12 protein-coding genes are annotated in these 15,743 nt (G+C 50.9%); 5 read left to right on the top strand and 7 right to left on the bottom strand.

Going from position 1 to position 15,743, the window contains the following annotated elements; translation table 11 throughout:
- Positions 1–19: 19 nt before the first annotated feature.
- A complete protein-coding gene (locus tag C9I92_RS11915; protein ID WP_047883336.1) occupies positions 20–1,267 on the bottom strand; it encodes a CinA family nicotinamide mononucleotide deamidase-related protein in 1,248 nt (415 codons plus the stop codon).
- 542 nt (positions 1,268–1,809) lie between these two features.
- Between C9I92_RS11915 and tyrP the strand changes: the two genes are divergently transcribed.
- Positions 1,810–3,018 (top strand): tyrosine transporter TyrP, encoded by a 1,209-nt coding sequence (gene tyrP, locus C9I92_RS11910; RefSeq protein ID WP_047883335.1) that lies wholly within the window; start codon positions 1,810–1,812, stop codon positions 3,016–3,018.
- Between the two features lie 312 nt (positions 3,019–3,330).
- Positions 3,331–5,289, top strand: coding sequence for a putative bifunctional diguanylate cyclase/phosphodiesterase (locus tag C9I92_RS11905; protein WP_047883334.1), 1,959 nt, complete (start codon positions 3,331–3,333; stop codon positions 5,287–5,289).
- 111 nt (positions 5,290–5,400) lie between these two features.
- Here the strand turns inward: C9I92_RS11905 and C9I92_RS11900 are convergent, their stop codons facing one another.
- The 3 genes from C9I92_RS11900 to cysB all read right to left on the bottom strand — a co-directional run bounded on the left by C9I92_RS11900 (position 5,401) and on the right by cysB (position 8,475).
- On the bottom strand, positions 5,401–6,129 hold the full coding sequence (locus C9I92_RS11900; RefSeq protein WP_047883333.1) for a sulfite exporter TauE/SafE family protein: 729 nt from the start codon (positions 6,127–6,129) through the stop codon (positions 5,401–5,403).
- Complete coding sequence (locus C9I92_RS11895; RefSeq protein ID WP_047883332.1) at positions 6,130–7,317, bottom strand: methyltransferase; 1,188 nt, start codon at positions 7,315–7,317, stop codon at positions 6,130–6,132.
- Positions 7,318–7,500: 183 nt separating this feature from the next.
- Complete coding sequence (cysB, locus tag C9I92_RS11890) at positions 7,501–8,475, bottom strand: HTH-type transcriptional regulator CysB (protein WP_047883331.1); 975 nt, start codon at positions 8,473–8,475, stop codon at positions 7,501–7,503.
- A 282-nt stretch (positions 8,476–8,757) separates the two neighbouring features.
- On the opposite strand from cysB, the gene C9I92_RS11885 reads away from it, so the two are divergent.
- On the top strand, positions 8,758–9,519 hold the full coding sequence (locus C9I92_RS11885) for a hypothetical protein (RefSeq protein ID WP_047883330.1): 762 nt from the start codon (positions 8,758–8,760) through the stop codon (positions 9,517–9,519).
- 137 nt (positions 9,520–9,656) lie between these two features.
- On the top strand, positions 9,657–10,451 hold the full coding sequence (gene miaE, locus C9I92_RS11880) for a tRNA isopentenyl-2-thiomethyl-A-37 hydroxylase MiaE (protein WP_047883329.1): 795 nt from the start codon (positions 9,657–9,659) through the stop codon (positions 10,449–10,451).
- Between the two features lie 133 nt (positions 10,452–10,584).
- Here the strand turns inward: miaE and topA are convergent, their stop codons facing one another.
- Complete coding sequence (topA, locus tag C9I92_RS11875) at positions 10,585–13,218, bottom strand: type I DNA topoisomerase (RefSeq protein WP_047883328.1); 2,634 nt, start codon at positions 13,216–13,218, stop codon at positions 10,585–10,587.
- 605 nt (positions 13,219–13,823) lie between these two features.
- On the opposite strand from topA, the gene C9I92_RS11870 reads away from it, so the two are divergent.
- Positions 13,824–14,069 (top strand): YciN family protein, encoded by a 246-nt coding sequence (locus C9I92_RS11870; protein WP_047883327.1) that lies wholly within the window; start codon positions 13,824–13,826, stop codon positions 14,067–14,069.
- 82 nt (positions 14,070–14,151) lie between these two features.
- On the opposite strand, the gene C9I92_RS11865 is transcribed toward C9I92_RS11870, so the two are convergent.
- Together C9I92_RS11865 and sohB are read right to left on the bottom strand one after the other, a co-directional pair.
- Positions 14,152–14,586 (bottom strand): DUF805 domain-containing protein, encoded by a 435-nt coding sequence (locus C9I92_RS11865; protein WP_047883326.1) that lies wholly within the window; start codon positions 14,584–14,586, stop codon positions 14,152–14,154.
- Positions 14,587–14,595: 9 nt separating this feature from the next.
- Positions 14,596–15,654: a protease SohB gene (sohB, locus tag C9I92_RS11860; protein ID WP_047883325.1), complete on the bottom strand. Its 1,059-nt coding sequence runs from the start codon at positions 15,652–15,654 to the stop codon at positions 14,596–14,598.
- Positions 15,655–15,743 lie beyond the last annotated feature (89 nt).

Here is a 15,743-nt window from a genome sequence, read left to right as displayed (position 1 = left end):
TGCTGCGATTAAACTTCAGCTATTGTGCACTCTGCTGTAGTACTTTGCTGCCCAGGCGCTGAAGCGATTCTGAATGACCAAACACAGGTTGAGCGTTCAGCCAGCGCCGCAGCATATCCAGCATCAGGGTCGAGATAACATGGCGGAAAGACTGATGATTGTACCGACGTTTCGTGGTCACCTCTTGCGACCAGATACCATCAGGGGTCAGCAGGGCAACCGCAATCTTTCCATCGCGGATTTTGCCTGAGGCCAGCACCAGTTGGGCACCACTTTGCACCGCTGCCGCCTGCGCCATCGACTCCACATCCAGTAATGGTTCACCATCTGAAAGATCACAATCTGCATCTGCCGGCCCTGATGATTCGCCAAACACCCAGCTTTGCTTCAGGCGCATCTGTAACGTGGGTTGTTCCTGCAGCCAGTTCACCACAAAACCCCCGGTGCCTTGTTCGGCAAGAGCCAGCGAATAAGAGGTCGCAGCCAGCTTTTCTTCCAGTAGCGCCAGCAACGGCTGATCCATCGACACGACGTTCTCACCCAAACGTTCACTGATGGCTTGTTTTACCGTACCAGCCTGCGGGTGAAGACGTGGACAGAACACTTTGACTTCGATAAACGGCAAAGCTGACCGGTAACCCAGCTCGAATTCCTCCGGCAACGGCAGAGACTGCAGAGTCTGGCCAATACCCGACTCGGATAAACCGAATGTATACAAGCGGTGACAATCTTTGGCGAGGTTCTCCGGGAAACGGTTTTTCAACCTTGGTAAGATCTGCTCGTGAGCCATCTTTTTAAATTCGCTAGGCACACCCGGGGTGAAAAACAGCCAGGCCCGATTAAGCCGCATCGCGAACCCGCAGGCGGTTCCAATCGGGTTATCCAAAATTCCCGCCCCTTCCGGCAACATCGCTTGTTTCAGGTTTGTTTCCGGCATTTCACGGCCAAGTTCCGCATATTTAGCTTGCATAGCCGCTACCCAGGAGTCAGACAATTCCAGCCCGACATTCGCTGCAATCGCTGCGGCCTGATTAGTAAGATCGTCCGTTGTTGGCCCTAATCCGCCGTTAACAATCACAACGTCCGCCGTCAGGCTGCAATGCTCAATTTCTTTTACCAGCATGTCCAGTTGATCCCCCACCGTCGTACGGCGGGTCATCGCAAAACCCTGCTCAAAAAACAAACGCGACAACCAGGCTGCGTTTGTATCTGTAATATCTCCGTGCAGTACCTCTTCACCGGTACTGATCATCACTACCTGTAGCATTCTGTCCCCTACATGCTGATTTACGTTCTGCCTGAACGTTATGGTCTGCCTGAACCATGGCCGAAACGACAGCGGCCAGTCCATCGCTTTAATTTGCCATTGGGTGTGTTCTCATCTTAATTCGCTTTTCTATCTATCTCACTCTTTTTTCCCTATCTCATTCTGTTCCCTGAGTTTTTTTTCATTCGAACACGACGCTTCCATACCCTCATTCAACTTACCAATCATTTGAGTGTAAACCTAAAATTACACCAAGATAAAGTAAAGTTGACAGTCAGATATCATAAGGATAAGGTACGCACACAAAACCAAACCTTACCCTGAGTAAGAAAACCGCAATTTACAACTAAAAAGCAGCGTCGAAGTATGGAAAACCACCAGATGAACACTTGCTATCGATAGCCACAACGGCTTAGACAGGTGTAAACAAAAATAAACACTCTGAACGCGCCGTTGTGGCCTCCTTACATGCAGGAAGTCACCGCAGGTGTAAACACTTCCTCCCGAACCGCTAAATCCTTTTTCTGGGAGTGATCCATTTAATGTCCATGAATAAAACATTCGGCAGTATGCTGATTATTGCCGGTACAACCATTGGTGCCGGTATGCTTGCCCTTCCCCTGGCTTCAGCCGGACTGGGGTTCACCACTGCCACGCTGATCATGTTCAGTATCTGGCTGCTTATGACTTACACAGCACTGCTGATGCTGGAAGTTCACCAGCATGCCGATCCGTCAGCAACCCTGAATTCCCTCGCACATCAGCTGTTGGGCCGTAAGGGCCAGTTACTGGCCAGTTTCGCGGTGGTGTTCCTGATGTACTCACTGTGTGCGGCTTACATTGCCGGTGGCGGTGATCAACTGAATGAGAAACTGAACTACTGGGCCGGATTAAGTATTTCTCCGCAAAGCAGCGCCGTGTTGTTTACAGTAATTATTGCAACTATCGTCGGGGTCGGGACACATTCTGTCGATTTGGTGAACCGTGTCCTGTTTACGCTTAAAGTCGTTGCCTTGGTAGTGATGCTGGGCCTGCTGGTTCCCAACGTTGAGGGGGGGCATCTGGTGAACATGCCGGTAGAGAAAGGTCTGGTCATTTCTGCCCTGCCTGTAATTTTTACCTCGTTCGGCTTTCACGGCAGTATCCCGTCGATTGTGCGCTACATCGGTTTGGATATGAAATCACTGCGTAAGGTGATGATTTTTGGCTCGTCCCTGCCGCTGATCATCTACATTTTCTGGCAGGTAGCCAGCCAGGGGGTGATGAGCCAAAGTGAGCTGATGGCGAATAATTCTCTGGGTACTTTTATCGGTGCACTAAGCGAAATTCTGCATAACCCGATGGTCAGCCAGTCTGTTTCCGTGTTTGCCGATCTGGCGCTGGCCACATCTTTCCTGGGTGTGAGTCTGGGGCTGTTTGACTTCATCGCGGACAGCTTTGGCAAAGGTCAGAGCAAGAGTGCCCGTCTGCAAACCGCACTGATCACCTTTGTACCACCACTGTGCTTTGCCCTATTTTACCCACAGGGCTTCATTATGGCGCTGGGTTTTGCGGCGATTGCCCTGGTCATTCTGGCGGTGTTCCTACCAGTCGCCATGGTGACAGCACAACGCAAGCAACGGGGTCAGGAAGATGACGCCTACCGGGTGGCAGGCGGTAAACCGGCGCTGCTGCTGGCGGCAAGCGCCGGAGTGCTGATTATCTCCTCACAGCTGCTGCAGATGGCTGGTCTACTACCCGCTGTTGGCTAACCGGTTAAAATGAGACCTGTATAATTAACCAGGCAGCTGATTCTTGCAGCTGCCTTTATTTTATCTGGCGATTCAAAAATACAATTTGATACTTTTTAGTCATACCCAAGCTAGGGTTTATCGTTCAAAATAGTCACTTATTTATATAAAAACAGTGATCAGCTATCGATTTTTTTGCTGACTTTCAAGAAATAACACAGAATAATTCATTATTCGTGAATTAGCATCACGCTTTCGTAGTGAGCACATACTTAACATCCTGTTTTTAATATAGTATTTATCAACTATCACAATAATTTATATAGCTTGGTGATGAATCGTTCTTTTTCTCTTTTTGAATACCTTCAGTCGCCTGTATGGGTATTCGACATTCACCAAAAACGTATTCTTTGGGCAAATTCTGCCGCCTTGCCTTTATGGGAAGCGACCTGTCGAGAAGAGCTGGTATCGCGCGACCTTAGCCGGGATATGTCAGAGGCGGTGAATGCCGTGCTCGACAGCTACCTGAAATGTTTTGAAGAGGGTGAAACTGTCAAAACCTGGTGGTATTTCTCCCCGAACAACATTCTCAAGAAAGCGCTTTGCTATTTTTCCGGCATTCCATTAGAAGATGGTCGCATCGGAATGCTGGTTGAAGTCATTGCCGAAGAATCCAGTTTGCGCCGCGAACTGGCGTTTTCCAGTACCTCCAATTTAGCCCTGCTGTTTGCCGAAGATGGCGAACTGGTCAGTGCTAACAACACATTTACCCACGCTTTTGGCGATCGATTACTCAGCCTGGAAGGATTTCTGGGTGACAGTCAGTTAGCTCTGGAATGGCTGGCCAAAGCCAAAACCGAAGGCAACTTGAAAACCAAAAAGTTGTGCTGGACCGGCAAAAATCATCACTGGTTCAGTATTGATGGCAAGTGGCTGACAGACAAACACCAGTTGCTGCTTAATCTGGTTAACATCAGCCAGGAGAAAGAGCAGCTGCAAAAAGCCAAATACAATGCCGAACATGATTTTCTGACCGGCCTGCTGAACCGCCGCGGTATCACTAACGCCATTACCGAAAACCAAAACAACCAGCACCCTTACAGTCTGCTGTTTCTGGATATTGACGGGTTTAAAATGGTCAATGACACCTATGGCCATGCCATTGGTGACAAACTGTTGCGGGCCATTGCCATCCGCCTGAAGGACGAGGTCAAAGATGATGGCCTGCTGGCGCGGTTTGGCGGTGATGAGTTCATCATTCAGGTCGAGCACCGTAATATCCGCCAGCCTTCGTTGTTTGCCCAGAAGCTGATCCGCGCCCTGAACCGGCCGTTTCACCTCAAAGAAGTGGGCGAGCTCTCAATCGGATGCAGCATTGGTACTTCGGACTTCCCGACAGATGCCAAAGATATTGAAACCCTGATCACTCAGGCTGACATGGCGATGCACCGCGCCAAGCTCCGGGGGCGCAACCGCAGCCATCATTTCTCGCCGGATATGGCCGATGCCCTGTACCGGAAAATGACCCTGCGCCATCACCTGACGCTGGCTCTGGAAGCGGAAGCTTTTGAGCTTTACTACCAGCCGATTGTTGATATGACGACCCAGCAACTGAAAGGGTTCGAGGCGCTGATCCGCTGGCACGATGAAGAACTGGGACAGGTTTCCCCGGCCGAATTTATTCCGCTGGCAGAAGAAACCGGCCAGATTGTACCGCTCGGTAAGTGGATTCTGAAGACCGCCTGTAAGCAGTTGTCAGTCTGGCGCGAGAAGTTCGGTAAAGGCTTTATTATGAGCGTGAACCTGTCACGGGCTCAGCTCCAATCCAGCCTGGCTCCCACGATAGAATCGCTGTTGCTGCGCTATAACATCCCGCCATCGCAACTTGCCCTTGAGCTGACGGAATCAACCATGCTGCAGGAATACGATGATGCCAAGCAGTGCCTGGATGATCTCGCGTCGCTGGGTCTGGAGCTGTATCTGGATGATTTTGGCACCGGCTATTCATCCCTGTCTCAGTTGCAGGATCTGCCAATCAGCACAGTTAAGCTGGATCAAAGCTTTGTGCAGGGCGAGCACAAAGGCAGCCAGGCGATTATTGAAGCTACCCGTGCAATTTGTGAGAAACTGGATCTGCGTGTTGTTGCAGAAGGGGTAGAAACCCAGGAGCAGCTGGACTACCTGAAGTCCTGCCGGTTTGATTACTGTCAGGGCTATTTCCTCGGTCGTCCAATGCCGGCTCATGAGCATGAAGAACGCAATTTCACGCTGCAGCATACGGCAGTGGTCTGACTTTCAGCCCAGCCAAAACCGACTAAAAAGGCCAGTGCATTGCACTGGCCTTTTGTATTTGGCTCGGTAACACCAACGCATGCTGCAGCATTGATGCTTCCCCGTCATTATTTACGCCATTTGTGGTGACAGTCCCTGCCAGATAGCAATCACTCCCGAAAATGAGCACAAACCAAGCAGGGCAAACCGCAACCACTCAGCTTTGATTAAATGCTGAATCCGATACGCAAACCAGGTCGCCAGAATCGGCGCAGGTAAAATCATCAGCGCATACTTCAGGTGCCACCAGCTAAAATGTCCCGTCGCCGACAACGTGATCAGTGACAGAATACAACTGAACACAAAATACCCGGCCAGATTGGCTCGCAGACTACCGGCTTCGGCATGTTGCAGTACCAGCGCCATCGGCGGACCACCGATTGATGTGGTGGTACCCATCAGACCGGAAGCAAAACCAGCCCAGAATAAGGATGTCGAGGTCGGCCTAATTCTCACTTTCAGTACACTGATCAATACGGCAATCAGTACCCCTGCGCCCAACACCAGAGCCAATGCTTCAGCGGAGATATACAGCAACAACGCGCCGGCGACCAGCGTACCAGGCACCCGCCCGACAAATGCCGCCCCCAGCCCTTTCAGAGAAATCATGGCCCGGTACTGCCACATGTTTATCAGGGCCAGAACCAGCCCCACAAAGGTCACCGTACCAGGCACAAATCGAGGTTCAAAAAAGTACACAATGGGGGCTGCGACAATAGCCATACCAAAACCCACCGTGCTTTGGACAAAACAGCCCGCCGCTAAAGCCAAGGCGCAGTAAATCAGTGTACTTGTGTCCATTTAAGGTGTTCTCTCCGCATGAATAAGAATATTACGTGGAGTGATCGGCTTGTCGCAGAAAGTACCGACGCTTACCCGATAACCCGCTTCTTCCATAAAGCACGCCCGATCGTATACCAGCCACAACTCGAGCGGACGACGAAACACTTGCTGCACCAACTCCAGGCGTTCCACCCAGTGATAGCGCTGCTCTCCCTCATTCTGCCAGACCGCAAAATCAATGTTGCCCGGCAATGGCAATTGCTTTTGCCCGGCAGCCCAGCGGCAGAAGGCTTCAAAGCCTTCATTCAGTAATGCTTTCTGCACGTTCGGCACTGGCAGATAGCTGTCCTGACCGAGGATATTCCTTTGCAGGCTGTCAAACCCGAGGCGGTAACTCACCTCAAGAAAACGCAGGTTTCTCACCCGGTTGCCTGCGGTGACCGTTTCCTGCAAGGGCAGTTTTAAATCCTGCTTTGACAGCGATAACTGGCTGTTGCGCGCCACGGCCGACATCGGCTCATAGGCATGACCACGAATCAGGTGATAACAACAGGGAGACACACTGACGGCCTGCCCCTTTTTCCGGGCCACCCGTGACAGCAATGACACATGGAGATCGCCGCAGGCATGCAAAGCCACCGCATGCTGCTCCGGCACAATGTACTGCTCACTGTCCGCGGAAAACGCATCGCCCTGTACAAACGTCATCGGCAACTTCAGCTTATGTGCCGCAGCCTGACCAGCCTCGCATAATCCAGCTTGCCATTCTAAACTCGTCACCGGCATAAAATGGCTCGCTGCCAGCACCCGCCCCAGAAAGCCTTTTCCGGCGCACCATTCCAACCAGGGCAGCCCTAACGCCGGCATTGCGCCATTAAAAGCTTCCAGCTGCTGCCATTTCCTTCCTGGTACACCGGCGTCCATTCCCCGGGGTAACGGACGGGAGACCTGCGGCAGGGATTTCAGCTCACTTAACGCCAACAGCGCTTTCGCTTCAGGGATCCACGGTAACAGTGCCCGGGCAAGTTGCTCAGGATCGTCCCTGTACAGCTGAAGATCGTCGTCCTTCAACTGAGCGAGCCACTGGTACATCTCCGGATATGAGTGCTGCCACTGCCCCGGCGGTGTGGCGAATGGCAGAAACTGCCAGTAATCGCGGGTCGCAGTCAGAAGGCTATCAAGCTGTTGGAATAACGGGATGTACATCAGTATCTCTTGCCAGGGTCAGGTAAAACCTCGCAATTATATACTAATCCTGGGAGGTTGAGCAGAAAGAGAGCCTGTCTCAACAAGAAAGAAAAACAAGATATAAAGGAGTTAGAAGCCCTGAGGAAAAACGAACTGAGAGGGGATCGCAGGGCAGCCTCTGCCACCCTGCAAATCATGCGATTAGCGGACCGGAAGCTCCATATTGGCAAACAGCGCTTCAATTTCGGCGTTGGTTTTCAGTGCAACCGCCTGATCGACCACATTACGGGTCAGATGCGGGGCAAAGCGCTCCATGAAGTCATACATGTAAGATCGCAGGAAGGTCCCTTTCTTAAAGCCGATCTTCGTCGTGCTGGCTTCAAAAATATGGCTCGCGTCAATCGCCACCAGGTCGCTGTCCGTCGCCGGATCCATCGCCATGCTGGCAATCACCCCAACCCCGATGCCTAGCCGAACGTAGGTTTTAATCACATCGGCATCTGTCGCGGTAAACACAATTCTTGGTGTCAGGCCGGCACGATTAAAGGCACTGTCCAGTTCTGAGCGACCGGTAAACCCAAACACATAAGTAACCAGCGAATACGCCGCCAGGTCGTGAATGGTAATCTCTTTCTTCTGTGCCAGCGGGTGATCCGCACGCACCACAATCGAGCGGTTCCAGTGGTAGCACGGCAGCATGATCATGTCCTGATACAGGTGCAGCGCTTCGGTGGCAATCGCAAAGTCAGTAGTCCCTTTCGAGACCGCATCCGCCAGCTGGCTCGGCGTCCCCTGATGCATGTGCAGGGTGACTTTCGGGTAACGCGCAGTAAAGCCCTGAATAACCGCAGGCAGCGCGTATCGCGCCTGTGTATGCGTCGTGGCTATGTTCAGGGTGCCCATTTCTGGGTGGGTATGCTCACCGGCAACGGCTTTGATGCTTTCAACTCTGGACAGAATATCGCGGGAAATTTTGACGATTTCTTCCCCCGCCGGCGTCACTTTGGTCAGGTGTTTGCCGCTGCGCTCAAAAATCTGGATACCCAGCTCGTCTTCAAGCAAGCGAACCTGTTTACTGATTCCCGGCTGAGAGGTGTACAGGCTCTCAGCGGTTGAGGAGACATTAAGGTTATGATTAACCACCTCAACAATGTATCTTAACTGCTGTAATTTCATGGTACCGCCTATTCATAGTCCATTATATTAATGCACCCATCTATGACTTAATGTTATATAACTTATTAGCTTCTTTTCCTAGTGTTAGATGATTTTTCACCAGCGAATAGTCAAGTTTTCTGCAGATGTGAAACCCATTCCAGCCTGCCAGACAACATTTGTCCGCCTCCATCCCCGTTAAGCCCGGTTTTACTTAGCAAAAATAGCCACAACGCTATGACCCCTTTACGAGATAGTGTATCTTATGAGGCTTAGTGTCAGCATGGACGGTCTATCTAATTTATGAGCATGCCACTGATTATAGGCTTAGTGGGCTTATTACTGGTGTTAATCATTGGATACAACATCATTATCCAGTATCGCCAGAAACTGCAAAGCAGCAAACAGCAGGAACTTGCCAAATACATCGCAATTATTGATGCAACCGAAGATTTGATCGGCAATGCCCATCACTTGCCTTACAGCAAAGAGCTATTGGTATGCCTGAATAAACGGATTCTGTATTCCCTGCAGAGTATGCTGGATACCGATCCATCCGATAAATCACTGCCGCAACGCATTGATAATGTGGCCGAGCAAATCCGCCAGTTACAGGACAACTATTCGGCGTCAGATGTGGCCACGTTTAAAGTCCCGAGTACAGACAAACAGGCGATTGGCATGTTACAGCTGGTTAAACGACTGAAAACGGTCATTAAGAGTGAGCACAGCAAGGGGCGCATGCCGACCCAGTCATTTGTGGCGGAAAATGCACGGCTTGAAGGGATCCAGCTGCGTATTAACATCGAAAATGTGATTAAGCGTGCTAACGATGCCACGGCCAAACGCCAGTTGGGTACCGCCAAACAGTTGCTGAAGAAAGGTCTGGACGTACTGGCAACGAAAAACGACAACTATGCGAATCAGGCTCGTGAAAAGCTCCAGCAAATGCTGGCGGATATCGACAGCAACCAGAACCGCAATCAGGAGCAACAACGCCAACAACGGATCGAAAAAGATCAGGATGAGCTGGATGTTCTGTTTCAGCCGAAACGTAAATGGTAAGGTCATCGACCCTCAGCAAGACTCGCCAGAGGCCACCGCAAGGTGGCCTTTTTCATGGAGTGGCTAAGCTGCGCCAACACCACTTTTTTTGCTATACTGCGCCGAATTAATTTCACCAATTTCAGACAAGCAAGCCCATGAATACCACCGAGCGGATGATTGACGAGCTACTGACGCCAATTAAACAGTTCCTGCATTGTGAAACGCCTCAAGCCTGGATTGACGAAGCCCGTAAACCAGAGAACCAGACCGCATTGCTGGTCGATCACTGTAATTGCGAGTTGAAAGCCAGTCAGACAGCCATGTTCCTGATCCGCAAGTACGCGGTGGATGCTGAAAGCGGCAAGGCGCTGTTGGAATGGGCCAAGCCGTACGAAGAATTTGTGTATGGTATCCATCGCGACACCGCCGCCTTCCACGGCAAGAAAAATGGCCTGAGCGCAGAATTGAAGCCAAAAGCGGACTTTCCTTTCGGTGCAGAGCTTATCGACAAGATGGTCCGTCTGATCAAAGAAGAATTTCACCACTTTGAACAAGTGCTGGATATCATGGCTGCTCGCGGCATCCCCTACTCCAACCTGCGTGCCGGTCGTTATGCCCGTGGCCTGATGAAAGCGGTACGCACCCATGAGCCTGCCACTCTGGTGGATAAGCTGATTGTCGGTGCCTACATTGAAGCCCGCTCCTGCGAGCGCTTTGCCAAACTGGCACCGTACCTCGATGACGAACTCAAGAAGTTCTACATTTCATTGCTGCGCTCTGAGGCACGCCATTATCAGGACTACCTGACACTGGCCGAGCAGATCGCCGGTTGCGATATCACAGATCGCATCCGGGCAATTGGCGCAAAAGAAGCAGAGCTGATTATCGGCGGCGACCCCGACTTTCGTTTCCACAGCGGTGTACCGGTAACCAGTGACATTACCGCCTGAGCCGTTTCACAAAAGTGTGCACAGCCCTATTCACTTTAGATTTTTGACACAGGATTCATTGACACCGTTTTAATTGGCACTGCTTCAGAGACAAAAAAACCGCCTTTATCGGCGGTTTTTTTCGTTTTCAGACTCAACTTTCCTTGGTCTTTTTACGCTTGTCGGTCACTTCCCATTTTCCGTCAATGTACAGTGCCGTCCAGCCCGTCGGCTTGCCGTCATCCTCAGAGCGAACATAGTTCTCTTTGGTTTTACGGCTGAAACGCACCACTGTCGGACGACCATCCGGATCATGCGTAGGCGCTTCTGTCAGGTAATGGAACTTCGATGACAGACGATCCTGGAAGCGCACCAGCTCTTCCACCAACGGCGCACGGGTTTCACGCGATTTCGGGAACGTGCTGGCTGCCAGGAACAAACCGGATGCCCCGTCACGCAGTACAAAGTACGCGTCAGGATCCTGCGAGCATGGCAGCTCTGGCAGGTGAACCGGATCTTCCTTCGGTGGTGCCACTTCGCCGTTCTTCAGAATCTTACGGGTGTTCTTACATGACTCATTGGTACAACCCATGTATTTACCGAAGCGACCGTTTTTCAACTCCATGTCCGAGCCACACTTGTCACACTCAATCACCGGGCCTTCGTAACCCTTGAGTTTGAACTCGCCTTTCTCAACCAGGTAACCATCACAGCTTGGGTTATTACCACAAACATGCAGTTTACGGCCCTGATCAATCAGGTAGGCATCCATCGCGGTGCTACATTTCGGACAACGTTTCTTCGCACGCAGCGCGGCAGTTTCAACGTCTTCTTCCAGAACGTTCACGATCCCTTCTTCGTCACCCAGGTTGATCGTTGTTTTACAACGCTCCTTCGGTGGCAAAGCATAACCGGAACAGCCCAGGAACACCCCGGTTGAAGCGGTACGGATACCCATTGGGCGGCCACAGGTCGGACACTCAATATCAGTCAGAACAATCTTGTTCGGCTTCATGCCGCCTTCATCTTCTTCCTGCTCGGCTTTTTCCAGTTCAGCAGAGAAATCATTGAAGAAGTTGTCCAGCACCTTCTTCCAGTTCGCTTCACCTTCAGCGATCTTATCCAGGTTGCCTTCCATGCGAGCCGTGAAGTCGTAATCCATCAGATCCGCGAAGCTTTCGCTCAGACGATCCGAAACGATCTCACCCATTTTTTCAGCATAGAATCGACGTTGGTCAACACGCACATAGCCACGATCCTGAATGGTCGAGATAATAGACGCGTACGTCGACGGACGACCAATACCGCGCTTCTCAAGCTCTTTAACCAGTGCCGCTTCAGTAAAGCGAGCCGGCGGCTTCGTGAAGTGTTGTTTCGGTTCCAGCGACTCTAGCTTCAGGGTATCTCCGACACTAACCATCGGCAGCGTAGTGTCTTCATTTTTACCCATCGGGCGCTGAACATGCGTCCAGCCCGCAAAGCGCAGGGTGCGGCCCTTGGCTTTCAGAGTAAAGTCACCTGCTTCCACCGTAATGGTGCTGGAATCGTATTTAGCCGGAACCATCTGACAGGCGACAAACTGGCGCCAGATCAGATCGTACAGCTTCACCGCATCCGCATCCATCCCTTCCAGATTCTCGGCTTTAACAGCCACATCGGACGGACGGATCGCTTCGTGCGCTTCCTGTGCATTTTGCTTACTGCCGTACACATTCGGTTTACCCGGCAGGTACTGCTCACCGTATTCACTGGTGATGTATTCGCGTACCGTCTCAACCGCTTCTTTCGACAGGTTCGTCGAGTCCGTACGCATATAAGTAATGTAGCCCGCCTCATACAGACGCTGAGCCAGACCCATGGTGCGCTTCACCCCGTAGCCCAGGCGCGTACTGGCCGCCTGCTGTAGCGTCGAAGTGATGTATGGCGCAGAGGGTTTGCTGGTTGTCGGGCGATCTTCACGATCTACCACGGTATACGCCGCTTTTTCCAGCAGCGATTTCGCCGCCATGGTGTCAGCTTCGTTTTCCGGACGGAAGTTTTTACCCGCTTGCTGAGCGACCATCAAACGCAGCGCATCCTGACCGGCAGTCAGCGTGTTCGCGTGAATATCCCAGAACTCTTCAGGAACGAACGCCTTGATTTCACGTTCGCGTTCAACAATCAGCTTAACCGCTACCGACTGAACCCGTCCGGCAGACAAACCACGGGCCACTTTTTTCCACAGCAGAGGCGAGACCATGAAACCCACGACGCGATCGAGGAAACGACGTGCCTGCTGAGCATTCACCCCATCCATGTTCAGTTCACCAGGCTGTTCAAACGCCTGCTGAATCGCATTTTTGGTGATCTCGTTGAAAACCACTCGTTTATAACGTTCATCATCGCCGCCGATGATCTCACGAAGGTGCCACGCAATAGCTTCTCCTTCGCGGTCCAAATCGGTCGCGAGATAAACGCAGTCAGCATCAGCCGCCAGCTTTTGCAGTTCAGTAACGACTTTTTCCTTGCCCGGCAGGATTTCGTACTGCGCATCCCAATCGTGGTATGGGTCAACACCCATTTTGTTGATCAGTGCTTTCTGTTCTTTTTCTTTTTTAATACGGGCTTTGTCTTCCGCACTCAGCCCTTTGGTTGTAGTGGCTGCTGCTTTTTTGCCCGTACTCCGCGCACCGGTCGGCAAATCACGTACGTGACCTACGCTTGACTTAACAATGAAGTCCTTGCCCAAGTACTTATTGATCGTCTTCGCCTTGGCTGGGGACTCCACAATAACGAGAGATTTACCCATAATAATTCTATTACGTCCTCGTGCTTACAAAATTCAAAATAAAACAAATAGTTGCACGCTTAAAAACCTGAATAGCACGGCAACGTTGATACGCCAAACTGATTAAGTAACTATTCACATAGTGAGACCCGAACTGGGTGGAGGACACTGTATAGATAAGTAGTTACGTAATGTAATTGGTATTTACATATTGGGCTACAATCCAAGAAGGTCAACTGGTTTTTAACAAATCGGGTTTGTTTGGTTGTCCCTTCCCCACTTGTTAATAGCCCGTTACACAAGCCGGAAACCGAATTTTTCCTCTTCACGAGAACGAAAAATCACCGTTTTCCCTCTTTTATATAGTTCATGTCAGTGCAATACCTTAACGGGCGCTAATCATTACCACCTCATCAACAATTTGACTATAAAAAACAGCGGATCTTTGTCGTGGCTCACAGAATTTGAGCATTTCAATCACTTAGCGACCTACTCTTTCATCACTTTTGCAATAACCATCATATAAACAAGGATTTGTAATCCTGTGTCGGTTTCAATACACTGAACGCGTCTGTACCGGCCTGCCGGGACAACAAATTGCTCAATTTACCCACAGAGACATTCCCATGAGTCAAAAAAAGTCAATTTCATCTACCGACCTTCTGATGATCGCCAACCAACTGATTCAGGACCATGATGCTTACCAGGAAGGTATGCGAGCCACCTCCGTTGAGGAGCGCGACGGAGTGCTGGTGTTTAAAGGGGAATATTTCTTGGACAGCAATGGACTGCCAACGGAAAAAACGACGGCTGTATTCAACATGTTCAAATATCTGGCCCACCAGCTGTCGCCGGAATTCACCCTGGAATAATCCATACAGACCAAAAACAGCAGCCCCGCGAACGGGGCTGCTGTTATCGTCTTTTCAGTGCTATAGCATACTGGACCAGCCGTTACATCTCGATGGTCACTGAATCTTTCTCCGCCTTGTCAGACGGCTGCCCTGAAGATGGTGTACCCGAAGATGGCGGTGCACCCCGCCCCTTTGGATCCGGACCGTACTGGTTTGGCCCAGCAGTGCCATCCAGAATACCCAGCTCGATAATCACAAAAATAGGGCCAATGACCGGCAGGAAGGTCAGAATGATCCACCACGCGCTTTTATTGCGATCGTGCAGACGTTTGACATTCAATGCGGTGGAAGCCCAGGTCACGAAGCCCATTATCACCAATGATAACGTTTCGAGCAGCGGATTCTGGCTGAAGTTCTCCGGAGACGTATAGAAAAACACTGGCATGATCATGAGCAGTACCGGGATACTGTACAACCAGTAATCACGCCGACGCATGCGCCCTTTAAAAGAGAACAGAGCCCATTTCTGGTTCATAGCCATCCCTTAAACAATCGGACGCTGACCGCGGCTGATCCACTTCAGCAGCAGATTGTCAGCAGCGTCACCGGTGGCACCAGCCAGTTTTTCTGCCAGCTTTTTACGCTGCACATAACGCACCTGCAGCACTTCACGCTCTTTGCAGGCATGACTGATAAAGTCATCGCTGGTACCGATTTCATCTACCAAACCCAGCTCAAAAGCCTGCTTACCAAACCAGTGTTCCCCCGTCGCCACTTTTTCCAGATCCAGTTCCGGACGGTGATCGGCAATAAAGGCTTTGAACAGCTCGTGTGTTTCTTCAATCTCACTTTGGAACTTTTCACGCGCTTTATCTGTATTTTCACCGAACATTGTCAACGTTCGCTTAAATTCACCGGCTGTAATCTGCTCGAACTCGATGTCGTTTTTCTTCAGCAACTTGTTAAAGTTCGGCAGCTGGGCAATGACCCCGATCGAGCCGACCACCGCGAACGGCGCCGAAATGATACGGTCAGCGACACACGCCATCATGTAGCCGCCACTGGCTGCAATTTTATCCACCGCGATGGTCAGTTTAATGCCGGCAGATTTCAGGCGATCCAGCTGAGATGACGCCAGACCATATCCATGTACCATACCACCGCCGGTCTCAAGACGCAGCAGGACTTCATCCCCTTCAACTGCCACCGCCAGAATGGCCGTTACTTCTTCACGCAGCGAGGTGACCTCTCGGGCATCCAGGCTACCGTGAAAATCCAGCACAAACAGGCGAGGTTCACGGGTTTGAGACAGCTCGCCGGATTTCGCAGCCTTTTTAATCTCATTCTGACGCGCTTTATTTTTCTCTTTGTCAGCCTTTTTCTCTGCTTTATCGCGTGCTTTCAGCAGAGGCTTATCGAACAAGTGGGATTCGAGTTGATGAACGGTATCGTTGTATTGCTCGGTTAAATCGGTTACTTCCAGCTCGCCCTTTGCGCCGTGCTGGCCTTTCAGTCCTTTCGCAATCACTAAAATACCGACAATTGCGATCACCACCGTGGCAATCTTGGCCAGGAAAAGCCCGTAATCAAACAAAAAATCCAATGTTGAGTCCTCATTTTTTGACGTCACCCCATTGTAACCAAGTTGTCATTGGTTCGGCTATCGCAATACAATAGGAAAACGAAAAAACA

This window comes from Photobacterium ganghwense (assembly GCF_003025595.1).
Classification (GTDB): domain Bacteria; phylum Pseudomonadota; class Gammaproteobacteria; order Enterobacterales; family Vibrionaceae; genus Photobacterium; species Photobacterium ganghwense.
Note: the sequence above shows the minus strand (reverse complement) of the source record. Positions and strands in the feature narration are given on the sequence as shown.

Coding starts and splice junctions, on each gene's coding strand:
- C9I92_RS11915 (WP_047883336.1), bottom strand. CDS start 1,267: ATGCTACAGGTAGTGATGATCAGTACCGGTGAAGAGGTACTGCACGGA.
- tyrP (WP_047883335.1), top strand. CDS start 1,810: ATGTCCATGAATAAAACATTCGGCAGTATGCTGATTATTGCCGGTACA.
- C9I92_RS11905 (WP_047883334.1), top strand. CDS start 3,331: ATGAATCGTTCTTTTTCTCTTTTTGAATACCTTCAGTCGCCTGTATGG.
- C9I92_RS11900 (WP_047883333.1), bottom strand. CDS start 6,129: ATGGACACAAGTACACTGATTTACTGCGCCTTGGCTTTAGCGGCGGGC.
- C9I92_RS11895 (WP_047883332.1), bottom strand. CDS start 7,317: ATGTACATCCCGTTATTCCAACAGCTTGATAGCCTTCTGACTGCGACC.
- cysB (WP_047883331.1), bottom strand. CDS start 8,475: ATGAAATTACAGCAGTTAAGATACATTGTTGAGGTGGTTAATCATAAC.
- C9I92_RS11885 (WP_047883330.1), top strand. CDS start 8,758: ATGAGCATGCCACTGATTATAGGCTTAGTGGGCTTATTACTGGTGTTA.
- miaE (WP_047883329.1), top strand. CDS start 9,657: ATGAATACCACCGAGCGGATGATTGACGAGCTACTGACGCCAATTAAA.
- topA (WP_047883328.1), bottom strand. CDS start 13,218: ATGGGTAAATCTCTCGTTATTGTGGAGTCCCCAGCCAAGGCGAAGACG.
- C9I92_RS11870 (WP_047883327.1), top strand. CDS start 13,824: ATGAGTCAAAAAAAGTCAATTTCATCTACCGACCTTCTGATGATCGCC.
- C9I92_RS11865 (WP_047883326.1), bottom strand. CDS start 14,586: ATGAACCAGAAATGGGCTCTGTTCTCTTTTAAAGGGCGCATGCGTCGG.